Origin of the sequence: Virgibacillus dakarensis, from assembly GCF_900155625.1 — a bacterium.
GTDB lineage: Bacteria > Bacillota > Bacilli > Bacillales > Amphibacillaceae > Lentibacillus_C > Lentibacillus_C populi.
In genome coordinates this window covers 1,192,227-1,217,118 of record NZ_LT732553.1, presented here as the reverse complement: position 1 = coordinate 1,217,118, position 24,892 = coordinate 1,192,227, and the positions used below count along the sequence as shown (strand labels likewise).

The window sequence follows — 24,892 nt, the reverse complement described above, 5'->3', positions numbered from 1 at the left end:
TTCAGAGTATATGAAGTATTTTTTGAAAAAGTCTATTTTTACGATTTAACAAGATGAGGAGTGTAATAGTCAGCCGGGACGAACCCGGCAACTGTTTTATTCTTCCTGTTCAGTAAATGGTTGCTGATAGTCAGCGTCTTTCCATGCTTCCGTAACCTCACCCTGGGTATCGGTATCAATGATAAACGACCCATTACTATACCGGTCGCTGGCCGATAATTCTAGCGGGTACAAACTGTATATTTCTCCTGTACTCGTTTTAAAGCAAATTGTATCATTCTCGTTTATGGCGAATGCCCCACGGACCCGATGTGCTTTATGTTTGAGCTCCCGGAGCATAACCAGCCCGCGTTTTGCCCGACCAGTTTTTTCAAATTCATTTAATTTCATGCGCTTGCAAGCTCCGCGATGGGTTACCAGGACAATTGATGGTTCAGCTAAATCATCAAACACTTGTCCACTTACAACGTATTCATCTTTTTTCAGTTGAATCGCCTTTACACCTGCTGCACGCTGCCCAACAGGCGACACATCTGACTCGTGATACCATAATCCATATCCTTTATTGGACGTGATAAAAATATCGGAATGTCCAGCTGTCTGATAAACATTAACAAGCTCATCATCATTTTTTAAGTTAAGCGCTACTAATGCTTTTGAATAGCGCTGTGCTTCATATAACGGCAGTTCACTCTTTTTCACCATACCATTTTTTGTAAAAAAGACAAGATAGCGGTCACTTGAAAATTCCCTGACAGGGATACATTGAATAATCCGCTCGTCATTATTAATGGCAACAATATTCGATATGTGTTGGCCAATGTCCTTCCATCTGATATCAGGAAGTTCGTGAACCGGGAGATAAATATATTTCCCTTTATTCGTAAACAGCAATAGTTTATCTGTCGTATTCAGTTCAATTAAACCTACTAAATGATCCTCCTCTTTTATCGCAAAATCTTCCCCATTCGATGCTCCATATGACCTGAGGCTTGTTCGTTTGATATAACCATCCTTTGACACGGAAACGAGGACATCTTCACTTGCGACCATTACTTCGATGTTAATCTTTAATTCTTCAATTTCATCCTCAATAATCGTCCGCCGCTTATCAGCATACGTTTTTTTCAATTGTTTTAAATCGGTTTTAATCGTCTGCAGCAGTTTTTTTTCACTAGCTAAAATGGCTTCCAATTCCGTAATTTTTTTGCGCAGTCCATCTGCTTCTTTTTCAAGTGCCGTAATATCGGTATTGGTCAGCCGGTATAATTGCAACGTTACGATTGCTTCGGCCTGCGCCTCGGAGAATCCATATGCTGCTATAATACGTTTTTTGGCGTCTCCTTTGTCTTTGGATGCGCGAATGGTTGCAATTAATTCATCCAAAATAGAAATTGCCTTGATTAATCCTTCGACAATATGCGCACGTTCATTTGCCTTTCTCAGTGTAAAGGTTGTTTGCCTTGTTACTACTTCTTTCTGATGGGTGATATAGGCATCAAGCATTTGTGGTAATGACAATAACTTCGGTGCTTTATCCTGGATAGCTACCATATTGAAATGGTATGTAACTTGCAAGTCGGTGTTTTTGTACAAGTATTTTAAGACACCTTCACTTTTGGCGTCTTTCTTCAGCTCAATTACAATTCTTAATCCGGTACGATCTGTTTCATCACGGACTTCAGCTATCCCTTCTACTTTCCGGTCGATTCGCAGCTCATCAATTTTTTTGACCATAGTAGCTTTGTTGACTTCGTACGGGATTTCATTAATGATGATTTGTTCCCGATTGCCACGAATCGTTTCTACCTCGGCTTTACCCCGAACGATAATCTTTCCTTTACCGGTTTCATATGCTTTCCGGATACCATCAATACCCTGAATAATCCCGCCGGTTGGAAAATCAGGTCCTTTTATGACATCCATTAATTCATCTATAGTCACAGCAGGTTTGTCGATTTTTTTAATAACCGCATCGATAACCTCTCCCAAGTTATGTGGCGGGATATCTGTTGCATACCCCGATGAAATCCCTGTTGACCCGTTCACAAGCAGATTGGGAAACTTGGCAGGTAATACGACTGGTTCATTTATCGTATCATCAAAGTTCGGCATAAAATCGACCGTTTCTTTGTCAATATCACGCAGCAGCTCTGATGCAATACTGGAGAGTCTTGCCTCCGTATACCGCATTGCCGCTGGAGGATCCCCATCAATACTGCCATTGTTGCCATGCATTTCCACCAACACATTACGTACCTTCCACTCCTGGCTTAACCGGACCATCGCTTCGTAAACAGGTGAGTCACCATGTGGATGATAATTTCCAATTACCGTACCAACTGTTTTGGCGGATTTACGATAATTTTTATCATGGGTGTTTTTTTCTTCATGCATGGCATATAAAATTCTTCGTTGTACTGGTTTTAGGCCATCTCGCGCATCAGGTAATGCTCTGTCCTGAATAATATATTTACTATACCTTCCAAATCGGTCACCAATAACTTCTTCAAGTGGAAGATCCAAATATTTCTCTGGTTGTGCCAAACCAATCCCCCCTTATTCCATAACATATACATTCAAAAAAAATCGCCAATTAAAAACTAGCCAACTCTAAAGTTAACCACTATTGTTTGGTAAGTTTTCGGACATACTACTATAATCTATTCCGTATGAATCTTATCATTCTCTAAAATATTAGCATCATCATTCATGCCAAATTCGACATGACTTTCAATCCATTTCCTTCTTGGTTCGACCTTATCACCCATTAGCGTTGTCACCCTTCGTTCGGCTCTTGCCAGATCCTCGATGGTTACCCGAATCAGTGTACGCGTTTCTGGATTCATGGTTGTTTCCCATAACTGATCAGCATTCATTTCGCCAAGCCCTTTATAACGTTGGATCGTATACCCATTTTTAAACTGTTTTAATGCTTCCTTTAGTTCACTGTCCTCCCAGGCATAGACGATCTTTTCACTTTTTCCTTTACCTTTGGAAATTTTATACAAAGGTGGTAATGCAATATAAACTTTGCCAGCTTCAACTAAAGATCGCATATATCGGTAAAAAAAAGTCAACAACAGTACTTGAATATGTGCGCCATCCGTGTCAGCATCTGTCATAATAATAATTTTATCATATTGAACATCGTCTAAATCAAAGTCACCGCCAACGCCTGCACCGATTGTGTGAATAATTGTTGATATCTCCTCATTTTTGAATACATCCTGAAGATTAGCTTTCTCCGTATTAATAACCTTTCCTCTTAACGGAAGAACTGCTTGAAATTTACGGTCACGGCCCTGTTTTGCGGAACCGCCGGCCGAATCCCCCTCCACTAAATATAATTCATTCTTCTTCGGATTTTTGGATTGAGCTGGTGTCAATTTTCCGCTTAAAAGTGTATCTTTTCGCCGTTTCTTCTTGCCTGACCTTGCTTCCTCCCGTGCTTTTCTGGCTGCAACCCTTGCCTCTTTTGCCTTAATCGCCTTTTTAATCAGCAATCCGGCAACGTCCGGATTTTCCTCCAAAAAGTATGCCAGCTTCTCGGAAACAACTGCATCTACAGCTGACCTTGCTTCCGATGTCCCAAGCTTTCCTTTTGTTTGGCCTTCAAACTGCAGTTTCTCCTCAGGAATCCGGACAGATACAATCGCTGTAAATCCTTCCCGAATGTCCGTACCTTCCAAATTTTTATCCTTTTCTTTTAACAAAGCTGTTTTTCTGGCATAGTCGTTAAAGCTTCGTGTTATCGCACTTCTTGCTCCAGATTCATGTGTACCACCATCTTTTGTACGCACATGATTCACAAAGGAAAGCATACTTTCCGCGTAACCATCATTAAACTGAAAAGCAAAATCAACCTCAATTTCCTGTTGCTGGCCTTCAAATGAAACAACCGGGTGGAGCGTATCCTTTTCTTCGTTCAAATAGGTAACAAATGATTCCAATCCATCTGGAAATTGGTAAACTTCTTTTTGTTTCTCCCGTTCGTCGATTAATTCAATTTTTAATCCTTTTAAGAGAAATGCTGCCTCACGCAACCGTTCTGATAAGGTTTCAAAATTAAATACCGTTGTTGAGAAGATAGTGTTATCCGGCTTGAACTGGATGATCGAACCTTTCTTACGTGTCGCGCCTCTTTTTTCCAAGGTTCCGACCGGTTTCCCACCGCTTTCAAACCGTTGAAAATAAGCGTAACCGTCGCGAAAACTGGTAACTTCCATCCACTCGGACAGGGCGTTGACAACAGAGGCACCAACACCATGTAATCCGCCACTCGTTTTGTAGCCGCCCTGACCAAATTTCCCACCAGCATGCAAAACGGTAAAAATGACTTCAATCGTTGGTCTGCCAGTACTATGCATTCCTGTTGGTATCCCCCGGCCGCCGTCCTCAACCGAGATACTATTATCTTTATGTATCGTTACTTTGATAAGCTCTCCGAATCCAGCCAACGCTTCATCGACAGCATTATCAACAATCTCAAAAACTAAATGATGGAGCCCGCGCGTATCTGTACTCCCGATGTACATACCAGGCCTTTTTCTTACCGCATCAAGACCTTCTAATATTTGAATCGAATCATCAGAATATTGTAATGGCTGTTTAACCAATGTAGACACTGCCCCTTCCTTAACCTCTTATTTCTATAGTAGAACGAATGTTTGTCGTTGTAAAGTATATTTTGTCTTATTCATACCTGAGCATGTCTAATAGTATACTACAATTAATTTCGGATTGTATAGCAATCATGTGAAATATACCCGCGCAAAAGGATGTTCAAAAGTCGCTAAATTGGGTCTTGAAGGTCGGGACGGCGTAGTAAGAGAGCATCAAGGAAAGCTCCCTCAAATTCACAACGTATGGAGGAAAATCGCTATACTCACCAAGGATTGAAAAAAGTAAGCATTATCGCTTGGTGACTTTTTGAACATCCTGTAAGGTAAAAAGGATGACTGGTCAGAGTCATCCCCCGAGCCTATTTATTGCCGATTAAAACGGAGTGGGCGACTTTAATACACATGTCCATTATAACAGTAATGCCGTGCTCTGTTAAAAAGTCATATGCCTCATCGTTTTCTATCCCTTGCTGTGCCCAAAATACGCTCGCTTCCGTAAGCACTGCTTCTTTAGCAATCCCAGGCAGAAATTCGGGCCGCCGGAAAACATTAATGATATCAATTTTCGCTGGAATATCAGTTAATGAGGAATAAGCTTTTTCACCAAGAACCTTATCGACTTTCGGATTAACCGGAATAATTTTATATCCCTGCTCCTGCATTCGCTTTGAAATTTGGTATGATGTGCGTTCCGGTTTGTCCGATAATCCGACAACAGCGATTGTTTTTGCTTCTTGCAATATATTTTTAATTGTTTCCTTTGCAGGGTTTTCCATTAACAAAACCTCCTCAATGCTTCAGTAGTCCTTGCTTAATTAAAAAATCCCTTGCTACTTTCTCTGGTGACTCATCTTCATAATCTACCAGATAGTTCATTTGCCGCATTTGATCGTCCGTTATTTTACCCCCAAGCTGATTTAAAATTCCCTCTAATCCAGGGTATTCTTCCAATGTTTCCGTACGTACAAGTGGTGCACCTTGATATGGCGGAAACAGATTTTGCGGATCATCCAATGTTACTAAGCCTAATTCTATCATATAACTGTCAGTAGCATAGGCATCAATTACATCGACTTCACCACTGGACAACGCTTCTTGGCGGATACCTGGTTCCATTGTTTTCACGTTTGCAATATCCAACCCGTAAACATCCTGCATCCCAACATAGCCATCGTACCGGTCTTTAAACTCTAATGTAAACCCTGCTGTTACATCGTTTTCAATCTTATTCAAATCGCCAATCGATTGCAAATCATGTTGTTCGGCAAATTCCTTAGTGGTTGCCACCGTATATGTGTTGTTGTATTTCATTGGCGCAAGCAGTTCCATATCATATTGTTTCTTCATTCCCTGCTTAGCCTGCTTGTATACTCGATCCGGATCAGTGCTTTTTGCTTCTTGTTTCATATGCGTAACAATCGCCGTACCGGTGAATTCCGGATAAATATCAATACTTCCTTTCTGTAAGGCGCTGAAGACAAATGCTGTTTTACCCAATCCGGGCTTTAATTTAACGTTTAAATCGGTATTTTCTTCAATCAACAGCTTGTACATATTAATTAGGATCGCTGGTTCAGATCCCAGCTTAGCCCCAATAACAAGGTCAGCCTTTTTACCGGAATGAAATAATAAAGGAGAAGCTACTACAAGAACGGCGATCATTAACATTGCCACAAATGATTTAAATCCTGCTCTCCGGGAAATCCGTTCAAACCCTCGTAAAATAAAGTCGAGGATAATGGCGAGCAATGCTGCGGGAATTGCCCCCAGCAGTATTAGATTAATATCTGCACCACGGTCAAGACCTAATAAAATTAATTCCCCTAAGCCGCCAGCACCAATTAATGCCGCGATTGTTGTTGTGCCAACGATTAAAACCATTGACGTACGAATCCCTGCCATAATCACAGGCATAGCAATTGGCAGTTCTACTTTCGTCAATCGTTTTAACGAATTCATCCCCATTCCTGTTGCCGCTTCCTTAAGTGCAGGGGCTACCTCCTTTATTCCTGTATACGTGTTACGTAAAATTGGCAATAAACCGTAGGCCGTTAATGCGATAATTGCTGGTGTTGTCCCAATCCCAAAGAATGGAATAAGAAATGCTAATACGGCAAGACTTGGAATGGTTTGCATGATTGCGGAGACTCCAATTATCGGTTCAGCAACCCGTTCATATCTCGTAAGGATTAACCCTAAAGGCACGGCAATAATAATCGCAATGATGAGCGAAATAAGCGAAATTTGTAAATGCTCCCAAATGGTTTCCACTAATACATCTTGTCGTTTTTCGAAAACGGAGATAAACGTTTCCATTATTGGATCACCCCGTTTTCCATTTTTGTTTTGCTTTTAAGAAAGGCAACAATATCTTTGTAGCTTAAAACACCGACTAATTTTTGCTCTTTTACAACCGGAAATAATACTTGGTCACTCGATTGGATAATCTCTGTCGCTTTATACAATGGCAAATGATTGTCCAATGTTTTGACCTCATGGAAAATTCCGTTCGTTGCTGCACCGTAATACATGTTATGTTCATCCCGGATAATATACGTACCGGCAGTTTGATATGTCTTTTCAGCAAACACTTTTTTCGTAATCACCCGATCATTTGATTGATCGGCAATGACGTCAACAGCCGTTTGCCACGGTGATTTTCGTTCCCCAATAAAATCTTTGACGAATTGGGTCGCTGGATGCAAAATAAGCTCTTGTGGTGTATCCATCTGGACGACCTGACCATGCCGCATTAGACATACTTTATCACCGATTGCCATCGCTTCATCCATATCGTGAGTTACGAAAACAATCGTCTTTTTAATTTCTTTTTGTAATTTGCGAATATCACTTTGCAGCTGTTCACGGCTAATAGGATCCAATGCACTAAATGGTTCATCCATTAAAATAATGTCCGGATCTGCGGCAAGTGCACGTATGACGCCAATACGCTGCTGCTGACCGCCGGATAATTCACTTGGCATCCTTTTTTGATATGTGGCAGGATCAAGTCCAACCATATCCAGTAACTCTCTCCCTCGTTCACGGATTTTTTTGCGTTTCCATTTTTTCATTTCCGGTACAACTGCAATATTTTCCTCAATTGTCATATGCGGAAATAAGGCAATCTCTTGCAAAACATATCCAATATTCCAGCGTAATTCATGAATATTATAATCATTAATGTCTTTATCATTTATGTATATTGCCCCAGATGTAGGCTCAATTAACCGATTAATCATTTTCATTGTTGTTGTTTTCCCACAGCCGCTTGGACCGATTAGGGTGACCAATTCTCCGTTATTTACCTGGAGCGAGAAGTCTTTTAGTGCTTCAGTCCCGTCTGGATATACCTTGTTTACCCGATTAAATTCAATCACCTGTTTCTTTCCCTCCTTAGATAGAATTCTTTTAATGGTCATACCCTTATTACTAGTTTTAGAAACATGTACGAAAATTGCAAGTCAAAAACATCGAATAAACGAAAGCTAAATGAATAAGTTGCGATTATAGGTTCTTTCCTGGACAAGTTCATGGTAGAATAAACTATACAATTGTTATATTAAGAGAGAAGGAATCATATGGAATATGTTGTATTCGCCTGTCTGGCATACATTTTAGGTTCAATACCATCCGCATTGATCGTGGGAAAAGCAGGATATAAAATAGACATACGCGAGCATGGCAGTGGTAATTTGGGTGCAACCAACACCTTTCGTGTATTAGGTTTAAAGGCAGGAATTATTGTTACTCTATCTGATATTTTAAAAGGAACATTAGCAACACTTCTTCCATTACTTGTTGATGCAGACGTTTACCGGCTCGTAATTGGGCTATTTGCCGTTATTGGTCATACATACCCACTGTTTGCAAAATTTAAGGGCGGGAAAGCAGTGGCAACTTCAGGAGGTATTATTTTAGGCGTTAGTCCGCTATTATTCATTATTATGATCGTTACATTCCTGCTTACGTTATATCTCTCTAAATATGTTTCCCTATCATCGATGATTACAGGGATAGTTGCGGTCATTGCAGCTATTTTGCTCAAGGAGGATATTTTCCTGATTATCGCTGTAGCTGCATTAACTATCTTCGTCTTCTATCGCCACAAGGAAAATATTAAACGTATTAAAAACAAAACCGAACCAAAAATTACCTGGATGTGATAGTCAGAGGTTAGAGGCCAGATTGGTGGAAACTGGTGAGGGTGCAGGTTTTCCAGGATTGTGTAGCTTTAATTTTTTAAGCATTATTTCCAGTTGGTAGCAGAAGTATCCATTACAGCATACTTTTGCCTTTTTCCCCTGGGTTTTAAGTATAAAGTTACTTCATTCGGTGGGAGGTATTTCATCCCGTTAATGCGTGATAAACCAATCAATTGAATATTACTGCTCACTTCAGTATACTTTAATTGTTAGGAGCAGAGAGGTGATGACGCTATGAATAAATTTGAAACACTCCCAAAAAAACAATTACCAAACAAAGCAGAACGACATAAATTATTTGGTTCGGTTGAGCCTGGTCCGAAAACGAAACCGGTTGAAAAAAGTAAAATGGCCGATTTGCAAAATACAAAAAAAGACTTTTTATTTGATCTGGATGAAGTTGGCATTACTAATGTGAAGCATCCAATCGTAATTACCAGCAATTTGCATCCCGAAACACAAACAAGTATTGGTACATTTCAATTTACGTCAGCAATCGAAAAAACAAGTAAAGGGACAAATATGAGCCGCTTTACTGAACAGCTGAATCTGTACCATGAAGCAGGTTTCTCTGCGGATATAGCTACATTGAAACGGTTTACGAAAGATCTTGCTGAACGTTTAAAACAACGTGACGCTGAAATTACGGTTACCTTTCCCTGGTTTTATGAACGACGCGGTCCACAATCAGACCTTTCTGGCATGAACCACGCGGATTGTGGAATAACGGTTGCTTATGACCAGAAAAAAGGATTTAACGTTTCTACCTCCCTATCGGTGCCAGTCACAACGTTATGTCCTTGTTCCAAAGAGATTAGTGAATACAGTGCACACAATCAACGTGGCTATGTAACGATGGAAATTAATTTGGATGATAATGTTGATGAAACCAAACTGGATTGGAAGGAACAGCTGCTTAATGCTGCGGAAAGTAATGCAAGCTCAAGGCTCCATCCTGTTTTGAAACGACCAGATGAAAAAATGGTTACAGAAGCGGCATATGAAAACCCAAGATTTGTTGAAGATATGGTGCGGCTTGTTGCTGCTGATCTTTACGAGATGCCTTTTGTTAAAAAATTTAAAGTTGTCTGCCGTAATGAGGAATCCATTCATATGCATGATGCGATTGCATCCGTGACGTATGATAAGAAACATGCTGAGACATCGATCTGAACTTCTTGTTAAATCGCAGTGAAGAAGGATAATAATATGAAATACATTTTCATCACATTAATCAAATTTTACCGGAAAGCAATCAGTCCATTTAAACCGCCTTCGTGCCGATTTTATCCTACATGTTCCGAATACGGGCTGGAGGCCTTTAGACGGTTTGGAGCAATTAAGGGGGGCTATTTAACCATTAAACGGATCGGGAAATGCCACCCATTTCATCCTGGTGGGGTTGATTTAGTACCGGAAAAGAAAGAGAAAAAACAGAAACGGTTTAAAGGGAGCTGACGGGTTTGAAACTACACGTGACAAATGATACGGCTGAATGGTATAAAAGTGAGTTTGACCTGCAAACGCCTGCCCGGCTGCGCTATTATGTACGATATGGATTTGGCGGTCATATTCCCGGGTTCTCGTTAGGGGTCCGTGTGGATACCCCGAACGAAATGTACACCAGTTATCAGGTTGACGGTTTAACTTTTTTTATTGAGGCAAAAGATGCCTGGTATTTTGAAGAGAAAGATTTGTTTGTAAAACTTAACAAGGCTAAAAATGAACCTGAATTCAGCTACGAATAGATTCTATACCAACAAAAAGGAAGATTGGCTCCTATCCGATTTTCCTTTTTTTATAAGATAAGGAAGTTTAAAGCCTCTATTCTGCTCTCGGCAGTAAGCCACTTCCAGCTCCAGCGCCCAGCGGCTAGTGTGCTTCCCTCACCTCCGTACGATAAGTCAACATCGGCTCGGGTGGGAAGGAAGGCCGACTAAGAACGGCCTTTGCGGCCAACGTCGGCATACCCCTATGAAGGGGCATGTTTCCTTTATCTCCTGCGGTAGGAATGTTCGGTTAAAACCGCTGCTTTGCGCAGCAACACCGAACCACCCTGCTTGGCAGGGCGCAGCACATACGCCGCTAACCGGGCGCTTCCGCTTTTGTTCTTTATAGATTAAATCGTCTTATTTGTCCCCACTGCTGTTCATTGCGTAAAATCAGTTTTTGCCGCTCGCCAAATAAGTCGAAATGAGGATAATCCTGATAGTGATCAATCCATTCTTCCTTTAAACCATATTTATTGCCCCACGAAATCAATTTCTTCACGTCGCTACACCCAACTTTTGTAACCGTATTACAGCCAGGAAATCTTGGATCTTGCCAATAATGGGTCAGGAAAGCAATATTCCCACTTCTCACTTCACGCTTCCATTGTAATAAATCCTGACGTTTTAACCCGAAGGCCATCAGGAATTTCCTTTTATTTGCCTGGAATATGCTTCATGCCAATCAGGGAACGCACGCCGTAATGATAATGGCCGGAAGCTGTCTTTTTTGACAATGACATGTTCGGTTGTACCGCTTACAGCTACATTACCAGCTCCATTCAAAATTTGATAGGCATAAACAGAACGTAAGCCATCATATTTTTCCAGCCATGTTTCAACAATAGCTTCTTCCCCGTAACGAATTGGCTTTTTAAAAGAAATTTGCGCATCTATAACAGGTGAAACAACGTTATGTTTTTCCATGTCTGCATAGTTAAGTCCAAGATTTTCGATAAATTTGGTTCTGCCTATTTCAAACCAAACTAAATAATTGGCATGGTAGACAACACCCATTTGATCGGTTTCCTGATATCTTACTTCTATTGGTGTCCGTACTTTGCTCAATGTTAAGATCCTCCTTCTACTACTGCCACTAAATAGTTTATCATAAATAAGCAGCAAATGAAGGAACTTTGCTTTTCATTAAAAAACCCGGAATACATTAGTCCGGGTTTTTGGTTTTAGGATTGCTGTTGGTCATGCGCTTCATCTTTTATTTCCTGTCGCATTCCTTCAATAGCTTCCTCACGACGTTTATTTTTTTCTTTAATCTTTTCTCTTTCTTCATCAGAAGAAAATTCCATCGTATCATGTGCTTTTTCAATATTTTGAATCGTATCCTGTACCATACTTTGCAGTTTTTCTACATTATCGCTTCGGTCATCAGGCTTTGGTTTGTAAGAATCATTTGCCATTTTGAATCTCCTTTCCTGTAAAGTATCATCATTATATTCTGCAATAATGTTTTTACTATACAAAAAAACAGCTTTCACTTTGATATCATCCAAAAGTTGAAAGCTGTTTACTGGCACTACTTTTCATTCTTTCTTTTTAAAAATTGATTCCGTTTCATTTCTAAATTTTGCTCAATTTTTTCCATTAATACTTGATCCTGTAATATTTGTTCGCGGTTTTGGCTAACCAATTCGTCAAATGTCAGTTTTTTCTTTAAAGAAATCGTAATCCACTCCTTTTTTTATTAAGAGTATTACCATTTCTTTAGAAAATTATAATCATTCTAAGCTGTGAAGCGTTTCTGTCATAAATTCATAGGTCATGGGACCGACCTTTTTTTCCTGCTGAATCTTCCCGTCGGTGCCGATAAAGTATGTTGTTGGTAGTCCAAAAATTGCATATTGATTAGCAACCTTCATATCTTTGTCCAATAATATCGGATACGTATAACCATTTTCCTCAATAAAATTTCTTGCCTTTCCCACGTTAGGCTCTGTATTTACAGCCACTATTTCTACCTCATCTTTGTGTTCGTCATAAAACTTTTGCATCTCTGGCATCTCAATTCGACATGGCCCACACCAGCTGGCCCAAAAATTCAAAAAGACTTTCTTTCCCCTAAAATCTGATAGTCTGACTGTGTCTCCATCAAGTGATTCCAGTTCAAAATCCGGAGCCGGTTGGCCAGGTTCAATACTTGATTTTCCCGGTGAAACGATCGCAGCACCTTTCACGTCTGGATCTTTGCTTATGTTTACTGCAGTCTTATCGGTATCTGCTGCTGATTGTTCCTTATTTTTTTCCGCAAAATTGAAAATCAATATTCCTGCCAGTAGCGCAATCACTGCAATTCCAAGTATTTGTTTCATTGAAATGTCTCTCCTTACTGAGGCTTCCATAATACTTATTACAGTATGCATGATGTCATTCCTATTTGTAAAGGAAACATGATCATTGTTGGAAAATGGTCAAAAATAAAAATAAGTCCTTACACATAATACTTCTTGTAAGGACTTATTTTACACTAGATTAATTCTCCAGTTTATTACGTAAAACCATTTGTAAAATACCACCATGGCGATAGTAGTCAATTTCTACTTCACTGTCAAAACGGGCAATTGCTTTGAATGTAGTTGTTTTGCCATTTTCATCGACGGCTGTAACATTTACAAGATCATGTGGCTGTACATTTTCGTCTACTTCAACAGTAAATGATTCTTTACCGGTTAAACCTAGTTTATCGGCATTTTGACCTTTTTCAAATTGTAATGGAAGTACACCCATCATAACAAGGTTTGAGCGATGAATCCGTTCAAAGCTTTCTGCAATAACCGTTTTAATACCGAGCAGAATTGTTCCCTTAGCTGCCCAGTCACGTGATGAGCCCATCCCATAATCCTTGCCACCCATGACAAGTAGTCCAGTGCCATTTTCCTGATACTTCATTGCAGCATCATAAATTGGCATTACTTCTTCTGTTGGCCAGTACGTTGTATACCCGCCTTCCGTACCTGGTGCAAGTAAATTACGAATCCGAATGTTGGCGAATGTTCCACGCATCATAACTTCGTGGTTACCACGTCTTGAACCATAGGAGTTAAAGTTACGTGGTGACACACCTTTATCCTGCAGATATTTTCCAGCTGGCATATCCTTTGCGATTGCTCCAGCAGGTGAAATATGGTCGGTTGTTACAGAGTCACCAAATTTACCAATCGCACGTAAATCCGTTAGCGGTTTAACAGAACCCGCCTCTTTTGATAACCCTTCAAAGAATGGCGGGTTTTGAATATAGGTAGATTCTTCATCCCACTCGAATAAAGGTTCATCTGTTGTTTCAATTTCGTTCCATTTTTCATTCGAACTAAAGACATTTTCGTATTCTTTACGGAAAATCTCAGGTTTAACAACACTTTCGACTTGTTCTTTTATCTCTTCCATTGTTGGCCAAATATCTTTCATATAAACTGGATTTCCGTCTTTATCCGTACCAAGTGATTCTGTAGTCAGGTCAATATCAACGGTTCCCGCTAACGCATAGGCAACAACCAAAGGTGGTGAAGCCAAATAGTTTGCTTTCACTAGTGGATGGATACGCCCCTCGAAGTTGCGGTTACCAGATAATACGGACGAAACTGTCAAATCATTTTTTGCAATGGCTGCTTCAATCTCTTCACGTAAAGGACCGGAGTTACCGATACATGTTGTACAGCCATAACCAACCAAATTAAAGCCAATTTGATCCAGATATTGCTGCAGGCCAGAATCGTCCAGGTACCTTGTGACAACTTTTGATCCTGGTGCCAGAGATGTTTTAACATATTCAGGTACACGTAATCCTTTTTCAACAGCCTTTTTAGCTACTAACCCGGCACCGAGCATGACATAAGGGTTTGATGTATTGGTGCATGATGTAATGGCAGCAATTGCCAGTGCACCGGTTTTCATAACCGAAGTTTTACCATTTGGATGTTCTATGGTTACTTCTTTATTAAATTCCGTTTTATCCAAACCTAATCCCTGATTACCTGCGGGTGCTGTCACCGCTTTATTAAATTCCTTTTTCATGTTGGATAAAGCAATTAAATCCTGCGGGCGTTTAGGACCTGACAAGTTCGGTTCCAGTTCGGAAAGATTGATTTCTACCAGCTCCGTGTATTCCGGATCTGCCTGATCAGGAGAATACCACAGATTGTTTTCCTTGCAATACTTCTCAACTAATGCAATATGCTCCTCACTACGGCCGGTTAAACGTAAATAGCTTAATGATTCATCATCGACCGGGAAGAATCCGCATGTTGCACCATATTCTGGAGCCATGTTGGAAATTGTTGCACGATCAGCAAGCGGCATATCTTGTAACCCGGGGCCGAAATATTCAACAAACTTGCCAACAACATTCTTCTCGCGCAATACCTGTGTTACCTTTAACGCTAGGTCTGTAGCTGTTGTTCCTTGTGGAAAGCTGCCGATAAATTTAACACCAATTACCTCAGGTGCAGGGAAATAAGATGGCTGACCCAGCATGCCTGCTTCCGCCTCAATACCACCAACACCCCAGCCAAGTACACCCAGCCCATTTATCATCGTCGTATGGGAGTCGGTACCAACCAGTGTATCCGGGAATGCATCATAGGTTCCGTCCTCATTTTCCAGACCATGGACAACACTGGCAATATATTCCAGGTTTACTTGGTGAACGATTCCTGTTGCAGGTGGAACAGCTCGATAGTTTTCAAATGCCTTTTGTGCCCAGTTTAAAAATTGGTAACGCTCAGCATTCCGCTCGAATTCAAGCTCCATATTTGCTTTAAGTGCATTAGGTGTTCCGTACTGGTCAACTTGTACGGAGTGATCAATTACTAAATCAACTGGCACTTCCGGATTGATTTTATCCGGCTCGCCACCCATATCAACCATTGCTTTTCGTAATGAAGCAAGGTCAACAACGGCAGGTACACCAGTGAAATCCTGTAAAATAACGCGTGAAGGTTTGAATGGCACATCTACCCCTTTGCCATCTTTTGTTCCCCATTTTGCTAATCCTGTTACATGTTCATCTTTAATAACACGACCATCATGTTGACGAATAAGCGATTCTAGTAACACACGAATAGAAAATGGTAAACGTGATATATTACTAGATCCACCGTCTTCCAACGCTTTTAAATGATAGTAGTTATACGTTTTTCCATTTAGTTCAAATTGCTTTTTCGCTTGAAACGCATCCTGTTTTGTCATGTAAGCCATACCCCTTTCAAATTGTCAACTATTCTGACCATACCCCAACTAGAATAGTAGACAGCAAAAATACATGTATCATCTACTTTATATTAAATGATTTTTGTGCGAAAAAGCAACTGTTTCCAGCTGTACGGCATATAGTAAATATTTATGTAAATTGATAACCAATACTTATCGAGGATATGAACAAAGGCGCAAGCGCCCGGTTTAAGGAAGGATGACTAAAACCGGCACGTCAATAACCAACGTCGGCATGACCTGCATCCTGGAGCCCGCGTATATGCTGCGCCCTGCCATTTAGTGTGGTTCGGTGTTGCCGCCGGGAGCGGGGGTTTTAACCGAACATTCCTACCTTAGAAGATAAAGGAAACATGCCCCTTGCCCAGCGTTCTAAGCCGGCCTGCTAATTTGGCAACTTTTGCACATGCACATATATAGCTTTTAAATGATAGTGAATTGTCAAATTATACCTCTAGTAATCTGCCGCCTTTTGAAATACGATGGAGAAGGTACTTCCCTTATCTGCATTTTGGGAAATATCCAATTTGGCATTGTGCCGATCCAGAATTTGCTTTGTGATCATCAATCCAAGTCCTGTTCCATTTTGCTTCGTGGTGAAAAACGGCTCTCCCAGTTTATGTATGATTTCCTCTGATATACCTGGCCCCTGATCGATCACATCAATGACAACTTGTCGATCCGAAGTATGAACTTGTATATGGATCGTTCCCTCATCTTCCATTGCTTCAATGGCATTTTTAGTTAAATTAATTAATACTTGTTTAATCTGCGAACGGTCGCAATGAACGAGAACATCGGTTGATTGTTCCCATTCAAACGTTATTCCCTTTAACCTCGCTTGCGGCTTTAATAATTCGGTAACATCCCGAATCATTTCTGCTATCGATTCCTTTTGTTTATTATCGGTCATCGGTTTTGAGATAAATAAAAGCTCGGATGTAATAGTTTCCATTTTTTCAATTTCATCAATCATAATTTTATAATATTCTTTTTTCCGATCAACACCTGCTTGCAACAATTGAATAAACCCTTTTAGAGATGTTAATGGATTACGGATTTCATGGGCGACCCCTGCTGCCAATTGTCCAGCAATTGACATTTTTTCCGAACGGATCATCATCTCTTCCATCTCTTTTTTGTCTGAAATATCCCGTAATGCCGAAATATAATAAACGTTTCCGGTTTCGTCCTTTATCCTTTCCACTTTACATTCTGACCATATATATTTACCATCCTTATCCCGAATATTGATGTTGAAAATTTGTCCGGTTTGTTCCGTACCCTTAAGCTGTTCTTCCATATATGCGGCATCTTCCGGTAAAATTTTTTCGTACCACTGTGTTCCTTTAAGCTCCATCGTTTTGTACCCCAGCAAACGTTCCACAGACTTTGATACAAAGCAGACCTTCCCATTACGATCCCAGATTGTAATAACATCACTTCGGTTTTCTTCACTCCAATCAACCATAACTCCTGGGAGAGTTGTCGCATCGTGAAAAATGAAGTTATCATTTCCCGCAGACTTGCATTGCGTTTGATTTTGCGTATTCGCTTTATCACCTGATTTTTTATCCACATTTAATTTTTGCCTCAATACCATTGCCCCCTTTTTTGCAAAATCCAACATTTATCCCTCTAAATCTACTTATATGTATTATCGTATACAATTATGATACTTGTTTGTGTGGTAAACTCCTATTATAATTAAGAGTGAGTTGTAATCTTGATTCACACGAATAAAAGCATCAAGTATTTGTATCTTACTATAAAAAGCGAAAAAAATAAATCTTTAGAACTCTTTACATAATTGATTTATCGATAAAATCAGGAGAAAATAGGTGAAATTATGTCGATCTTAATGGATTATTTCATTATCATATGGGGGATCCTGCTCATAACACTCATGTCAATCGGCGGCTTCTTTATGTTCCGTAAATTTTTAAAACGATTGCCTAAGGAAGATGGCAAATCAACCATGGACTGGGAAGAATATTACATGGAGAAAACGAAAGATATGTGGGGCGACAGCGAAAAAAAGTTATTAGAAGAATTAGTATCCCCTGTCCCTGAATTGTTCCGCGATGTAGCCAGACAATCAATTGCCAGTAAGATTGGCGAAGTCGCACTCAGGAAACAGAGTAAGAAAATAACGCAGGACGTGCTTATTGAAGGTTATATCATTGCTACACCAAAACGTGATCACAAGTTTTTAAGGAAAAAACTGCGCGAAAAAGAAATCGATATTACGCCTTATGAACCTTTATTTCAGCTTTCACCGGGAACGTACAAATATAAAGTAAAACAAAAATTAAAGCAAAAACGCCCGCATTGATACGGGCGTTTCCTTATACACTATGATATTTTAATTCCTTTTCCAATTTCTTGTATTTGTATAACATGGCTAGTCTCCATGATAAAATCATGCCAAACGCAAGTAAAAAGAACATTCCACTCGTTTCACCCAATGAAATCGTACTGCCAATAATCAGCTTAATGATAATTCGTACAAGGAGTAAACCGAATAAAATAAACACAAATGATTTTGACGGAATCAAATAAATGTCATTGTCCTTTATTTCAAATTTTGATGTTTTAATAAGAAATATGGAAAAAAATACTCCCACAAAAAATGCCTCTAAAACTTGTGTCCAGGCAACACGAAATTCAGGCACAAAAAACATACATGCACCGGTACTCATAAATAACGGCGGTAAAATGATTTTCTTTACCGAAGCCGGTTTTTTTGCAGCCTTTAATCGAACAAAAATCATGGTGGTAGCCATAAAAAAAGCAACTACCGTACTTGCAATAACCCAAAACATGTTTCATCAACTCTTTCTTGGATGACTACCAGCCCGCTTCATTTTATGTAATACACGATCTATTGTTTCCAGGACACGATTCTCATCAAACGGCTTCACAATAAAATCCTTTGCCCCGATTTCAATTGCACGGGTAACAACCTTTTGCTGACCCATCGCGGAACATACGATGATTTTTGCATGTTCATCATACTTGATAATTTCTTTCATCGCATCTATACCGTTCATTACAGGCATGGTAATGTCCATTGTCACTAAATCAGGATTTGTTCTCTTATACAGTTCAATTGCTTCATTTCCATCCTTTGCCTCGCCAACAATTTCATGATTTTCTCTTTTAAAAATGGATGCTAATGTAACCCGCATAAATGCTGCATCATCAACTATCAGAATCCTCGCCAATCTCGTTCCCCTCCAGCCCATCTTCTTGATCATTTGCGATGGTTAGAATAATTGTCATGGTTACCCCCAATACAGTCACATAAACACCAAGATCAAAAAGCATTGCCGTTGCAAGTTCTACTTCACCAAAAATTGGCAATGTAAAGTGTCCGAATGTATGTGATAAGAAAGGTACATCAAAAACAAATGAGCCGATTCCAGTTGCTACGGCAATTAGTAATCCGATTGGAATCAGAGTCCGGTAATTAATCGGTAAGATTTTATTTACCGTTTCCATTCCATACGCCATATTCATCAGAACAATTGCTGAGGCAGTCATCAGGCCACCAACAAAGCCCCCGCCAGGTGAATTATGACCTGCAAGCAATAAATAAACGGCAAATCCTAATAAAATAAATGCAATTAATGATGTTGTTGTACGCAATATGAGATCATTCGGTTTAAACATGTAATACGGCCCCTTTTAAAAACATATATAGGTACATCATAATACAACCATATCGGAAAATCTATTCTAAAACCCTTTGAAATTTAACCAGCCGGATAAAAACGACGTTAATTGCGTCATCCAATCGAAAAACAGTGCGATCCCCATCAAGATCATGATGGATCCGCCAATTTTCACAAGGATAACACTATGCCGCTTAATCCAGTTAAGTTTCCCAATGAAAAATGATAATATCAGAAACGGCAGGGAAAAACCTAATATATAGCTAACCATCATCACGATACCTATGTCAGGATTCTGTGCTGTCAAGGAAAGAACTATCATTAAAATTGGTCCCATACAAGGTGTCCATCCCAAGGAAAAGGCCAAGCCAATGATAAAGGAACCAATGTATCCAGCTGGACGATTCTTAAAAGTGATTTTCTTATCCTTCATCAGAAATTTAAAATTCAGTACGCCGACAATAACAAGTCCAAAAAAGATAATTAAGATGGCGCCAATTTGCCGGATGACCTCCTGATAGGTTCTTAAGAACTCGGACAGGATAGAAGAAGTAAAACCCATCATGATATAAATACAGGAAAATCCAACCAAAAAGAAAACCGTATGTAACATGCTTTTTTTATTAAATTTCCTGCTGTCATCTTTTAAATCGGACACACTCATGCCGGTTATATACGATAAAAAAGCAGGATAAAGCGGAAGTACACAAGGTGAAATAAAGGATAAAAAACCCGCGCCAAATGCAATAAAAATATTTATTTCAGACATAAAAATCCTCCTAAGAAAACCATTTGCTCTCTCTATTTTAACAAATTATGCAGCTAATCGAAGAAAATGAATTTGACAATTATCCAAACCTTTTGGAAACGGAGTAGCAAGGGCTGAATTTGATCGCTTGTGATCGGAATGACCAAAATTTTAAAATACCCCTTACTACCAACAGGTACTAAGGGGTATTATGTATGATGCTAATCCATTCTGACAATATATGATGATTGCTGATTACTTTTGCTGATTGTTCATTGCACGCATCATTTGATTGATTTTTTTCTGTGATGGTTTTTGACCCATTTGCATCATTAAAGTCCGAAGCATTTGCTCATTAATTGGTGGGTTCTTCTTTAGATAATTCATCATATATTTTCTGGCGATAAAAAATCCGAGAGCGACACCAGCAATCAAGGCAATAATAGCTATTAATACGACCCAAATCGTAGCCATGCAAGCTTTCCTCCTTCATGTTGTCTCTCATACAGTATAGTAAATCAATGTTAAGAATACAATACTTGTCCATGCAAATATGCTCTTTCCTTTGAAACCGGCGAGATCCAACCATAGTTATCGACGTCATTTCTCATAATAAAGAGAAATGGCTGAAATGATCGTAGTGCTGGAAACAACAACATTTCGGCATCATGCAACATTTCACAACGAAAGTTTATCTGTTTTTCGTGGATATGTAAAGAGATAGCTTGCGTGTCTTCGTTTCGCATTTCGAGATAGTTGCCATCAATTGTTACATTACGTCTGTTTTTCTCGTTATTTTTAATGTGGGTTATCAAAGCACTAGTTGAAAATGTATTGGTAATAAACTTAAACTGATTTTTGAGGTCCGTTCTCTCCGGATTATTTTGATATTCTTTTAAAAAACGATATAATATTCCACTTTTATGGAAATACCGATACGCAAATTCTTCCTTTACCCAATAGATAGAATAATTCCCCACCGAAAACCCCTCCCCTTTTAACTCTATTATACGTATTCCAGTTAAAAATTATGTCATTTCCTGATGCGAAATCCTACTAGTTTTGTCGATTACAAACAAAAGTACAGCCCGTTGAATAAAGTAGAACTTCATTCAACGGGGGATCCCATCCTCCCTACTGAGTTGAACGAATCGGATCGTTACGGATGGTGCTACTCAGCTATCTATCCTTCTATATTTTTCAAGGCTTGAAGCAGGGGTCTAATGAACGGTGAGGCGGGATAAAAGAGAACTGAATAGTAAAACGGGCGCCCCACAGTTAGTGAGCCACCCGTTTTCATTTATTATTTTATTAACTTTTCAACCTCTGCAACAACATTTTCTACTGTAAACCCGTATTCCTCAATAACTTTTTCACCTTTTGCAGAAGCGCCAAATCGATCAATACCAATTATCGTACCATTGTCACCAACATAACGCTCCCACCCAAATGAAGCGGCCATCTCAATTCCTACTCGGGCTTTAACATTTGCTGGCAGAACTTCATTTTTGTATGCTTCATCCTGCTCGTTAAACCGATCCCATGACGGCATGCTGACAACACTTACATCAATGCCTTTTTCTTGTAGGGCCTTTTTAGCTCCAATAGCTAATTGCACTTCGGAACCAGTTGCAAGTAATAACGCATCTGGAACGTCTTTTGCTGACTTGCTAATAACATATGCACCTTTTCTAACCCCTTCATAGGCGTTTTCTTTTGTGCCCTCTAATGTTGGTAACCCTTGTCTGGTTAACACGAGTGCTGTTGGCTTGTCCTTTGATTCCAAGGATATGCGCCATGCTGCTTGTGTCTCGTTTCCATCGGCAGGACGAATCAGGGAAAGTCCCGGCATTGCCCGCATTGCTGCTAATTGTTCAATCGGTTCATGTGTCGGACCATCTTCGCCAACCGCAATCGAATCGTGCGTAAATACATATGTTACCGGCGTTTTCATAATGGATGACAATCGTACAGCAGGTCGTAAATAATCACTGAATACAAAGAATGTACCAGCATATACTTTTAATCCGCCGTGTAATGCCATTCCATTTAGTGCTGCTGCCATGGCGTGTTCACGAACACCAAACCAAATGTTGCGGCCAGCATAATTGTTACGGGAAAAGTCATCTTCATTTTTTAACGTGGTTTTGTTTGAACCTGCCAGGTCAGCACTTCCGCCAAAGAAATATGGTACGGCTTTCGCAATTGCATTTAATACTTCACCGGAAGAAGCTCTTGTTGCCAGTTTATCTTTTTCGGGTTCATACACTGGAAGTTCTTTATCCCAGTCTGCAGGCAATTCCCCTTTTATAGCACGTTCCAGTTCATCTGCTAATTCAGGATATTTTTCCTTGTATGCTGTGAACAGTTCATTCCAAGCCTGCTCCGCTTCAGCACCTTTTTTGCCGATTTTTTTGTTAAAATCAGCATATACTTCATCTGGAACATTAAAATCTTCATGCTCCCATTTATAATATTCCTTGGTCAATTTTACTTCATCCGCACCTAGTGGGGCACCGTGTGATGCGCTTGAGTTTGATTTGTTCGGTGACCCATAGCCGATAATCGTTTTGATTTCGATTAATGTCGGCTGTTCGGTATTTTCTTTTGCTTGTTTAATCGCTTTACGTAACGCATTTACGTCATTGCCATCCTCAACCCTGATGACCTGCCATCCGTATGCTTTAAAGCGTTCTTCTGTATTATCGGAAAATGAGCGGTTCAGCTCCCCGTCAAGGGAAATATCGTTTGAATCATATAGCGCGATTAATTTTCCTAACCGGAGATGCCCAGCGAGTGAAGCGGCTTCATGGGAAATACCTTCCATCAGATCACCATCACTAATTAGAGCGTATGTATAATGATCGATAACCGAGTAGTTATCCCTATTATAGGTAGCGGCGAGATGCGCTTCAGCCATTGCCATCCCAACAGACATGGCAATTCCTTGTCCTAATGGTCCGGTTGTTGCTTCGACACCATCTGTATGATGTACCTCAGGATGTCCTGGTGTCTTCGAGTTCCATTGACGGAATTCCTTTAGGTCATCAATTGTCAGATTATAGCCGGACAAATGCAGTAAACCGTATAACAGCATGGAACCATGTCCTGCTGAAAGAACAAAACGGTCACGATTAAACCATTTGGAGTTTTTCGGGTTATGATGCATGAAATCAGTCCATAATGTATATGCCATCGGCGCAGCACCCATTGGCAAACCTGGATGCCCTGAATTAGCATTTTCGATGGCATCAATTGCTAACGTACGAATTGTATTAATAGATAACTGTTCAACATTTTCTGACATCTTTGTTTTCCTCCGTTTCGTCAAGTTGTGATTACCACTCTATTTTATATTGAAGTTCCTAATCTCACAAGTATTAGCAAGCTACCGTATTTGGTCTTGTAAAAACTAATGCTTTCTCTCTCTCTCTTGCATATCACGCAGTTTTTGTGGTGTCACATCATTTCCTTCCCAGTCAACTACCGTCATCGTCTTTAATTGATTTTTAAACGATTTTCGCACGTTTTTCAAATATTCTTGCCGCAGCTCATGCTGTTCCTGTTTTTCTTTGTCCGTTAGTCCTTCTGATTTGGCCTTTTTCGCTAATGTATTGATCCGTTCCAGTTTTTCTTTTCCAATCATAGTAAAAACCTCCAACTTTAAAAACGCAAGAACCATTATCATGTTCCTCGCGTTTTTATCATACCGTTCCTATATAATAGTTTCAAGCGTTATGATACTCCTGATACCTTCGGTGAACCGTTGCTTTTGATACCGAATGCCCCATCCCGTTTAATGTATGGGCAATCTCCTCAAAGGTTAGCTTCTTTTGCCTTAACCGAACAACCTCTTCAATCGGAAATGCCTTTCGTTCACGACCTGGTGCTTTGTTTCGGTATGCCAGATTCTTACTCGGATCATACCCTTCATTAATTGCTTTTTTCATCCCTCGCTTGATTTTGCTATTGTGTATTCTGCGTTGATATTCTTCTACGATCCCGACAATTTGCAAAACCATGGAATCGGACTCAGAAAGTTCCAGCCTTCCGTCATGAATAGCAGTATAGATTGGAATACTCATTTTGTGTAATTGATGGAATAAGGCAATCTTTGTGTTACCTCTGCCTAATCTTGTTTCATCCTGAATAAGCAAACAATCAGCGTTTTTTGCAGAAAAGCAGTCCAGCAGCTGAAATATACCGTCCCGATCAATCTCATAACCGCTTGCCTGCTCTTCAATTACTTTCTCAACAGAAAAATCGTATTTTCCTGCAAGTGTAATAAGCTCCTGCCTTTGTCTCGCCAATGATGTTTCCTGTGTCTTTTTATCCGTGCTTACCCGACAGTAAAGAATAGCTTTCACGATAATTACCCCTTCGCTCATAATTAGTACACAATTATGCGCTAGTGATCATGGAAAAATATAAAAATCCTAATGTTAAAGCAAATGTTACAAGATAGAATACATCTGTTTTCGTAAGTTTTCCAAACATAGCCATCAGCTCCTTTTTAGTATAAGAACTATTGTTCGACTTAAAACCATCATACACCCGAACACACGATCCTGTCAACATTTTTTTCGAACGAACGTTTGCGAATATTTCATTCTAGTGATAAACTAGTGGTAATAAATACTATGCGGGA

General features: G+C 39.8%; 26 protein-coding genes. 5 read left to right on the top strand and 21 right to left on the bottom strand.

Annotated elements, in window-relative coordinates:
• Window positions 1-96: 96 nt before the first annotated feature.
• The 5 genes from parC to CZ382_RS06015 all read right to left on the bottom strand — a co-directional run bounded on the left by parC (window position 97) and on the right by CZ382_RS06015 (window position 8,005).
• Window positions 97-2,547, bottom strand: coding sequence for a DNA topoisomerase IV subunit A (gene parC, locus CZ382_RS06035; RefSeq protein WP_088050307.1), 2,451 nt, complete (start codon window positions 2,545-2,547; stop codon window positions 97-99).
• A gap of 116 nt (window positions 2,548-2,663) precedes the next feature.
• A complete protein-coding gene (gene parE / locus CZ382_RS06030; protein WP_088050306.1) occupies window positions 2,664-4,619 on the bottom strand; it encodes a DNA topoisomerase IV subunit B in 1,956 nt (651 codons plus the stop codon).
• A 365-nt stretch (window positions 4,620-4,984) separates the two neighbouring features.
• Window positions 4,985-5,401 (bottom strand): CoA-binding protein, encoded by a 417-nt coding sequence (locus CZ382_RS06025; protein WP_088050305.1) that lies wholly within the window; start codon window positions 5,399-5,401, stop codon window positions 4,985-4,987.
• Between the two features lie 13 nt (window positions 5,402-5,414).
• On the bottom strand, window positions 5,415-6,941 hold the full coding sequence (locus CZ382_RS06020; RefSeq protein WP_088050304.1) for an ABC transporter permease/substrate-binding protein: 1,527 nt from the start codon (window positions 6,939-6,941) through the stop codon (window positions 5,415-5,417).
• Window positions 6,941-8,005: an ABC transporter ATP-binding protein gene (locus CZ382_RS06015; protein WP_088050303.1), complete on the bottom strand. Its 1,065-nt coding sequence runs from the start codon at window positions 8,003-8,005 to the stop codon at window positions 6,941-6,943. The genes CZ382_RS06020 and CZ382_RS06015 overlap by 1 nt, the downstream gene beginning before the upstream one ends.
• Before the next feature lie 201 nt (window positions 8,006-8,206).
• Here CZ382_RS06015 and plsY point away from each other — a divergent pair, with 201 nt between their 5' ends.
• The 4 genes from plsY to CZ382_RS05995 all read left to right on the top strand — a co-directional run bounded on the left by plsY (window position 8,207) and on the right by CZ382_RS05995 (window position 10,578).
• Window positions 8,207-8,791 (top strand): glycerol-3-phosphate 1-O-acyltransferase PlsY, encoded by a 585-nt coding sequence (plsY, locus tag CZ382_RS06010; protein WP_088050302.1) that lies wholly within the window; start codon window positions 8,207-8,209, stop codon window positions 8,789-8,791.
• A 273-nt stretch (window positions 8,792-9,064) separates the two neighbouring features.
• Window positions 9,065-10,003, top strand: coding sequence for a GTP cyclohydrolase FolE2 (gene folE2 / locus CZ382_RS06005; RefSeq protein ID WP_088050301.1), 939 nt, complete (start codon window positions 9,065-9,067; stop codon window positions 10,001-10,003).
• Window positions 10,004-10,039: 36 nt separating this feature from the next.
• Window positions 10,040-10,288: a membrane protein insertion efficiency factor YidD gene (yidD, locus tag CZ382_RS06000; RefSeq protein ID WP_088050300.1), complete on the top strand. Its 249-nt coding sequence runs from the start codon at window positions 10,040-10,042 to the stop codon at window positions 10,286-10,288.
• A 5-nt stretch (window positions 10,289-10,293) separates the two neighbouring features.
• Window positions 10,294-10,578, top strand: coding sequence for a HesB/YadR/YfhF family protein (locus CZ382_RS05995; protein ID WP_088050299.1), 285 nt, complete (start codon window positions 10,294-10,296; stop codon window positions 10,576-10,578).
• A gap of 364 nt (window positions 10,579-10,942) precedes the next feature.
• On the opposite strand, the gene CZ382_RS05990 is transcribed toward CZ382_RS05995, so the two are convergent.
• The 7 genes from CZ382_RS05990 to CZ382_RS05960 all read right to left on the bottom strand — a co-directional run bounded on the left by CZ382_RS05990 (window position 10,943) and on the right by CZ382_RS05960 (window position 17,416).
• A complete protein-coding gene (locus tag CZ382_RS05990) occupies window positions 10,943-11,242 on the bottom strand; it encodes a hypothetical protein (protein WP_088050298.1) in 300 nt (99 codons plus the stop codon).
• A complete protein-coding gene (locus CZ382_RS05985) occupies window positions 11,242-11,667 on the bottom strand; it encodes an acyl-CoA thioesterase (RefSeq protein ID WP_088050297.1) in 426 nt (141 codons plus the stop codon). Before CZ382_RS05985 ends, CZ382_RS05990 begins: the two co-directional genes overlap by 1 nt.
• A gap of 116 nt (window positions 11,668-11,783) precedes the next feature.
• Window positions 11,784-12,017: a small acid-soluble spore protein Tlp gene (tlp, locus tag CZ382_RS05980; protein WP_088050991.1), complete on the bottom strand. Its 234-nt coding sequence runs from the start codon at window positions 12,015-12,017 to the stop codon at window positions 11,784-11,786.
• A gap of 116 nt (window positions 12,018-12,133) precedes the next feature.
• A complete protein-coding gene (locus CZ382_RS05975; RefSeq protein ID WP_250889635.1) occupies window positions 12,134-12,262 on the bottom strand; it encodes an FbpB family small basic protein in 129 nt (42 codons plus the stop codon).
• 73 nt (window positions 12,263-12,335) lie between these two features.
• Window positions 12,336-12,926: a TlpA family protein disulfide reductase gene (locus CZ382_RS05970; protein WP_088050295.1), complete on the bottom strand. Its 591-nt coding sequence runs from the start codon at window positions 12,924-12,926 to the stop codon at window positions 12,336-12,338.
• 160 nt (window positions 12,927-13,086) lie between these two features.
• A complete protein-coding gene (gene acnA, locus CZ382_RS05965) occupies window positions 13,087-15,798 on the bottom strand; it encodes an aconitate hydratase AcnA (RefSeq protein WP_088050294.1) in 2,712 nt (903 codons plus the stop codon).
• Between the two features lie 475 nt (window positions 15,799-16,273).
• Complete coding sequence (locus CZ382_RS05960) at window positions 16,274-17,416, bottom strand: ATP-binding protein (RefSeq protein WP_230856019.1); 1,143 nt, start codon at window positions 17,414-17,416, stop codon at window positions 16,274-16,276.
• A 252-nt stretch (window positions 17,417-17,668) separates the two neighbouring features.
• On the opposite strand from CZ382_RS05960, the gene CZ382_RS05955 reads away from it, so the two are divergent.
• On the top strand, window positions 17,669-18,154 hold the full coding sequence (locus CZ382_RS05955) for a DUF2621 family protein (protein ID WP_088050293.1): 486 nt from the start codon (window positions 17,669-17,671) through the stop codon (window positions 18,152-18,154).
• A 13-nt stretch (window positions 18,155-18,167) separates the two neighbouring features.
• Here the strand turns inward: CZ382_RS05955 and CZ382_RS05950 are convergent, their stop codons facing one another.
• The 9 genes from CZ382_RS05950 to CZ382_RS05910 all read right to left on the bottom strand — a co-directional run bounded on the left by CZ382_RS05950 (window position 18,168) and on the right by CZ382_RS05910 (window position 24,611).
• Window positions 18,168-18,644 (bottom strand): CcdC family protein, encoded by a 477-nt coding sequence (locus CZ382_RS05950; protein ID WP_088050292.1) that lies wholly within the window; start codon window positions 18,642-18,644, stop codon window positions 18,168-18,170.
• Window positions 18,645-18,650: 6 nt separating this feature from the next.
• On the bottom strand, window positions 18,651-19,046 hold the full coding sequence (locus CZ382_RS05945) for a response regulator (RefSeq protein WP_088050291.1): 396 nt from the start codon (window positions 19,044-19,046) through the stop codon (window positions 18,651-18,653).
• Entirely contained in the window at window positions 19,024-19,494 is a 471-nt protein-coding gene (locus tag CZ382_RS05940) for a Na(+)/H(+) antiporter subunit B (protein WP_088050290.1), read from the bottom strand. Before CZ382_RS05940 ends, CZ382_RS05945 begins: the two co-directional genes overlap by 23 nt.
• Before the next feature lie 66 nt (window positions 19,495-19,560).
• The gene (locus CZ382_RS05935; RefSeq protein WP_088050289.1) at window positions 19,561-20,265 is read right to left on the bottom strand and encodes a cytochrome c biogenesis CcdA family protein; all 705 of its coding nucleotides are present in this window, start codon (window positions 20,263-20,265) and stop codon (window positions 19,561-19,563) included.
• 234 nt (window positions 20,266-20,499) lie between these two features.
• Complete coding sequence (locus CZ382_RS05930; protein ID WP_088050288.1) at window positions 20,500-20,718, bottom strand: YneF family protein; 219 nt, start codon at window positions 20,716-20,718, stop codon at window positions 20,500-20,502.
• Between the two features lie 50 nt (window positions 20,719-20,768).
• The gene (gene sirA / locus CZ382_RS05925) at window positions 20,769-21,224 is read right to left on the bottom strand and encodes a sporulation inhibitor of replication protein SirA (protein ID WP_159457767.1); all 456 of its coding nucleotides are present in this window, start codon (window positions 21,222-21,224) and stop codon (window positions 20,769-20,771) included.
• A gap of 323 nt (window positions 21,225-21,547) precedes the next feature.
• Window positions 21,548-23,551 (bottom strand): transketolase, encoded by a 2,004-nt coding sequence (tkt, locus tag CZ382_RS05920; RefSeq protein ID WP_088050286.1) that lies wholly within the window; start codon window positions 23,549-23,551, stop codon window positions 21,548-21,550.
• Window positions 23,552-23,656: 105 nt separating this feature from the next.
• Complete coding sequence (locus tag CZ382_RS05915; protein ID WP_088050285.1) at window positions 23,657-23,890, bottom strand: DUF896 domain-containing protein; 234 nt, start codon at window positions 23,888-23,890, stop codon at window positions 23,657-23,659.
• 82 nt (window positions 23,891-23,972) lie between these two features.
• A complete protein-coding gene (locus CZ382_RS05910) occupies window positions 23,973-24,611 on the bottom strand; it encodes a YneB family resolvase-like protein (RefSeq protein ID WP_088050284.1) in 639 nt (212 codons plus the stop codon).
• Between the last annotated feature and the right edge of the window lie 281 nt (window positions 24,612-24,892).

Coding starts and splice junctions, on each gene's coding strand:
- CZ382_RS06025 (WP_088050305.1), bottom strand. CDS start 5,401: ATGGAAAACCCTGCAAAGGAAACAATTAAAAATATATTGCAAGAAGCA.
- CZ382_RS06020 (WP_088050304.1), bottom strand. CDS start 6,941: ATGGAAACGTTTATCTCCGTTTTCGAAAAACGACAAGATGTATTAGTG.
- plsY (WP_088050302.1), top strand. CDS start 8,207: ATGGAATATGTTGTATTCGCCTGTCTGGCATACATTTTAGGTTCAATA.
- folE2 (WP_088050301.1), top strand. CDS start 9,065: ATGAATAAATTTGAAACACTCCCAAAAAAACAATTACCAAACAAAGCA.
- yidD (WP_088050300.1), top strand. CDS start 10,040: ATGAAATACATTTTCATCACATTAATCAAATTTTACCGGAAAGCAATC.
- CZ382_RS05990 (WP_088050298.1), bottom strand. CDS start 11,242: ATGGCCTTCGGGTTAAAACGTCAGGATTTATTACAATGGAAGCGTGAA.
- tlp (WP_088050991.1), bottom strand. CDS start 12,017: ATGGCAAATGATTCTTACAAACCAAAGCCTGATGACCGAAGCGATAAT.
- CZ382_RS05970 (WP_088050295.1), bottom strand. CDS start 12,926: ATGAAACAAATACTTGGAATTGCAGTGATTGCGCTACTGGCAGGAATA.
- acnA (WP_088050294.1), bottom strand. CDS start 15,798: ATGACAAAACAGGATGCGTTTCAAGCGAAAAAGCAATTTGAACTAAAT.
- CZ382_RS05955 (WP_088050293.1), top strand. CDS start 17,669: ATGTCGATCTTAATGGATTATTTCATTATCATATGGGGGATCCTGCTC.
- CZ382_RS05950 (WP_088050292.1), bottom strand. CDS start 18,644: ATGTTTTGGGTTATTGCAAGTACGGTAGTTGCTTTTTTTATGGCTACC.
- CZ382_RS05940 (WP_088050290.1), bottom strand. CDS start 19,494: ATGTTTAAACCGAATGATCTCATATTGCGTACAACAACATCATTAATT.
- CZ382_RS05935 (WP_088050289.1), bottom strand. CDS start 20,265: ATGTCTGAAATAAATATTTTTATTGCATTTGGCGCGGGTTTTTTATCC.
- CZ382_RS05930 (WP_088050288.1), bottom strand. CDS start 20,718: ATGGCTACGATTTGGGTCGTATTAATAGCTATTATTGCCTTGATTGCT.
- tkt (WP_088050286.1), bottom strand. CDS start 23,551: ATGTCAGAAAATGTTGAACAGTTATCTATTAATACAATTCGTACGTTA.
- CZ382_RS05915 (WP_088050285.1), bottom strand. CDS start 23,890: ATGATTGGAAAAGAAAAACTGGAACGGATCAATACATTAGCGAAAAAG.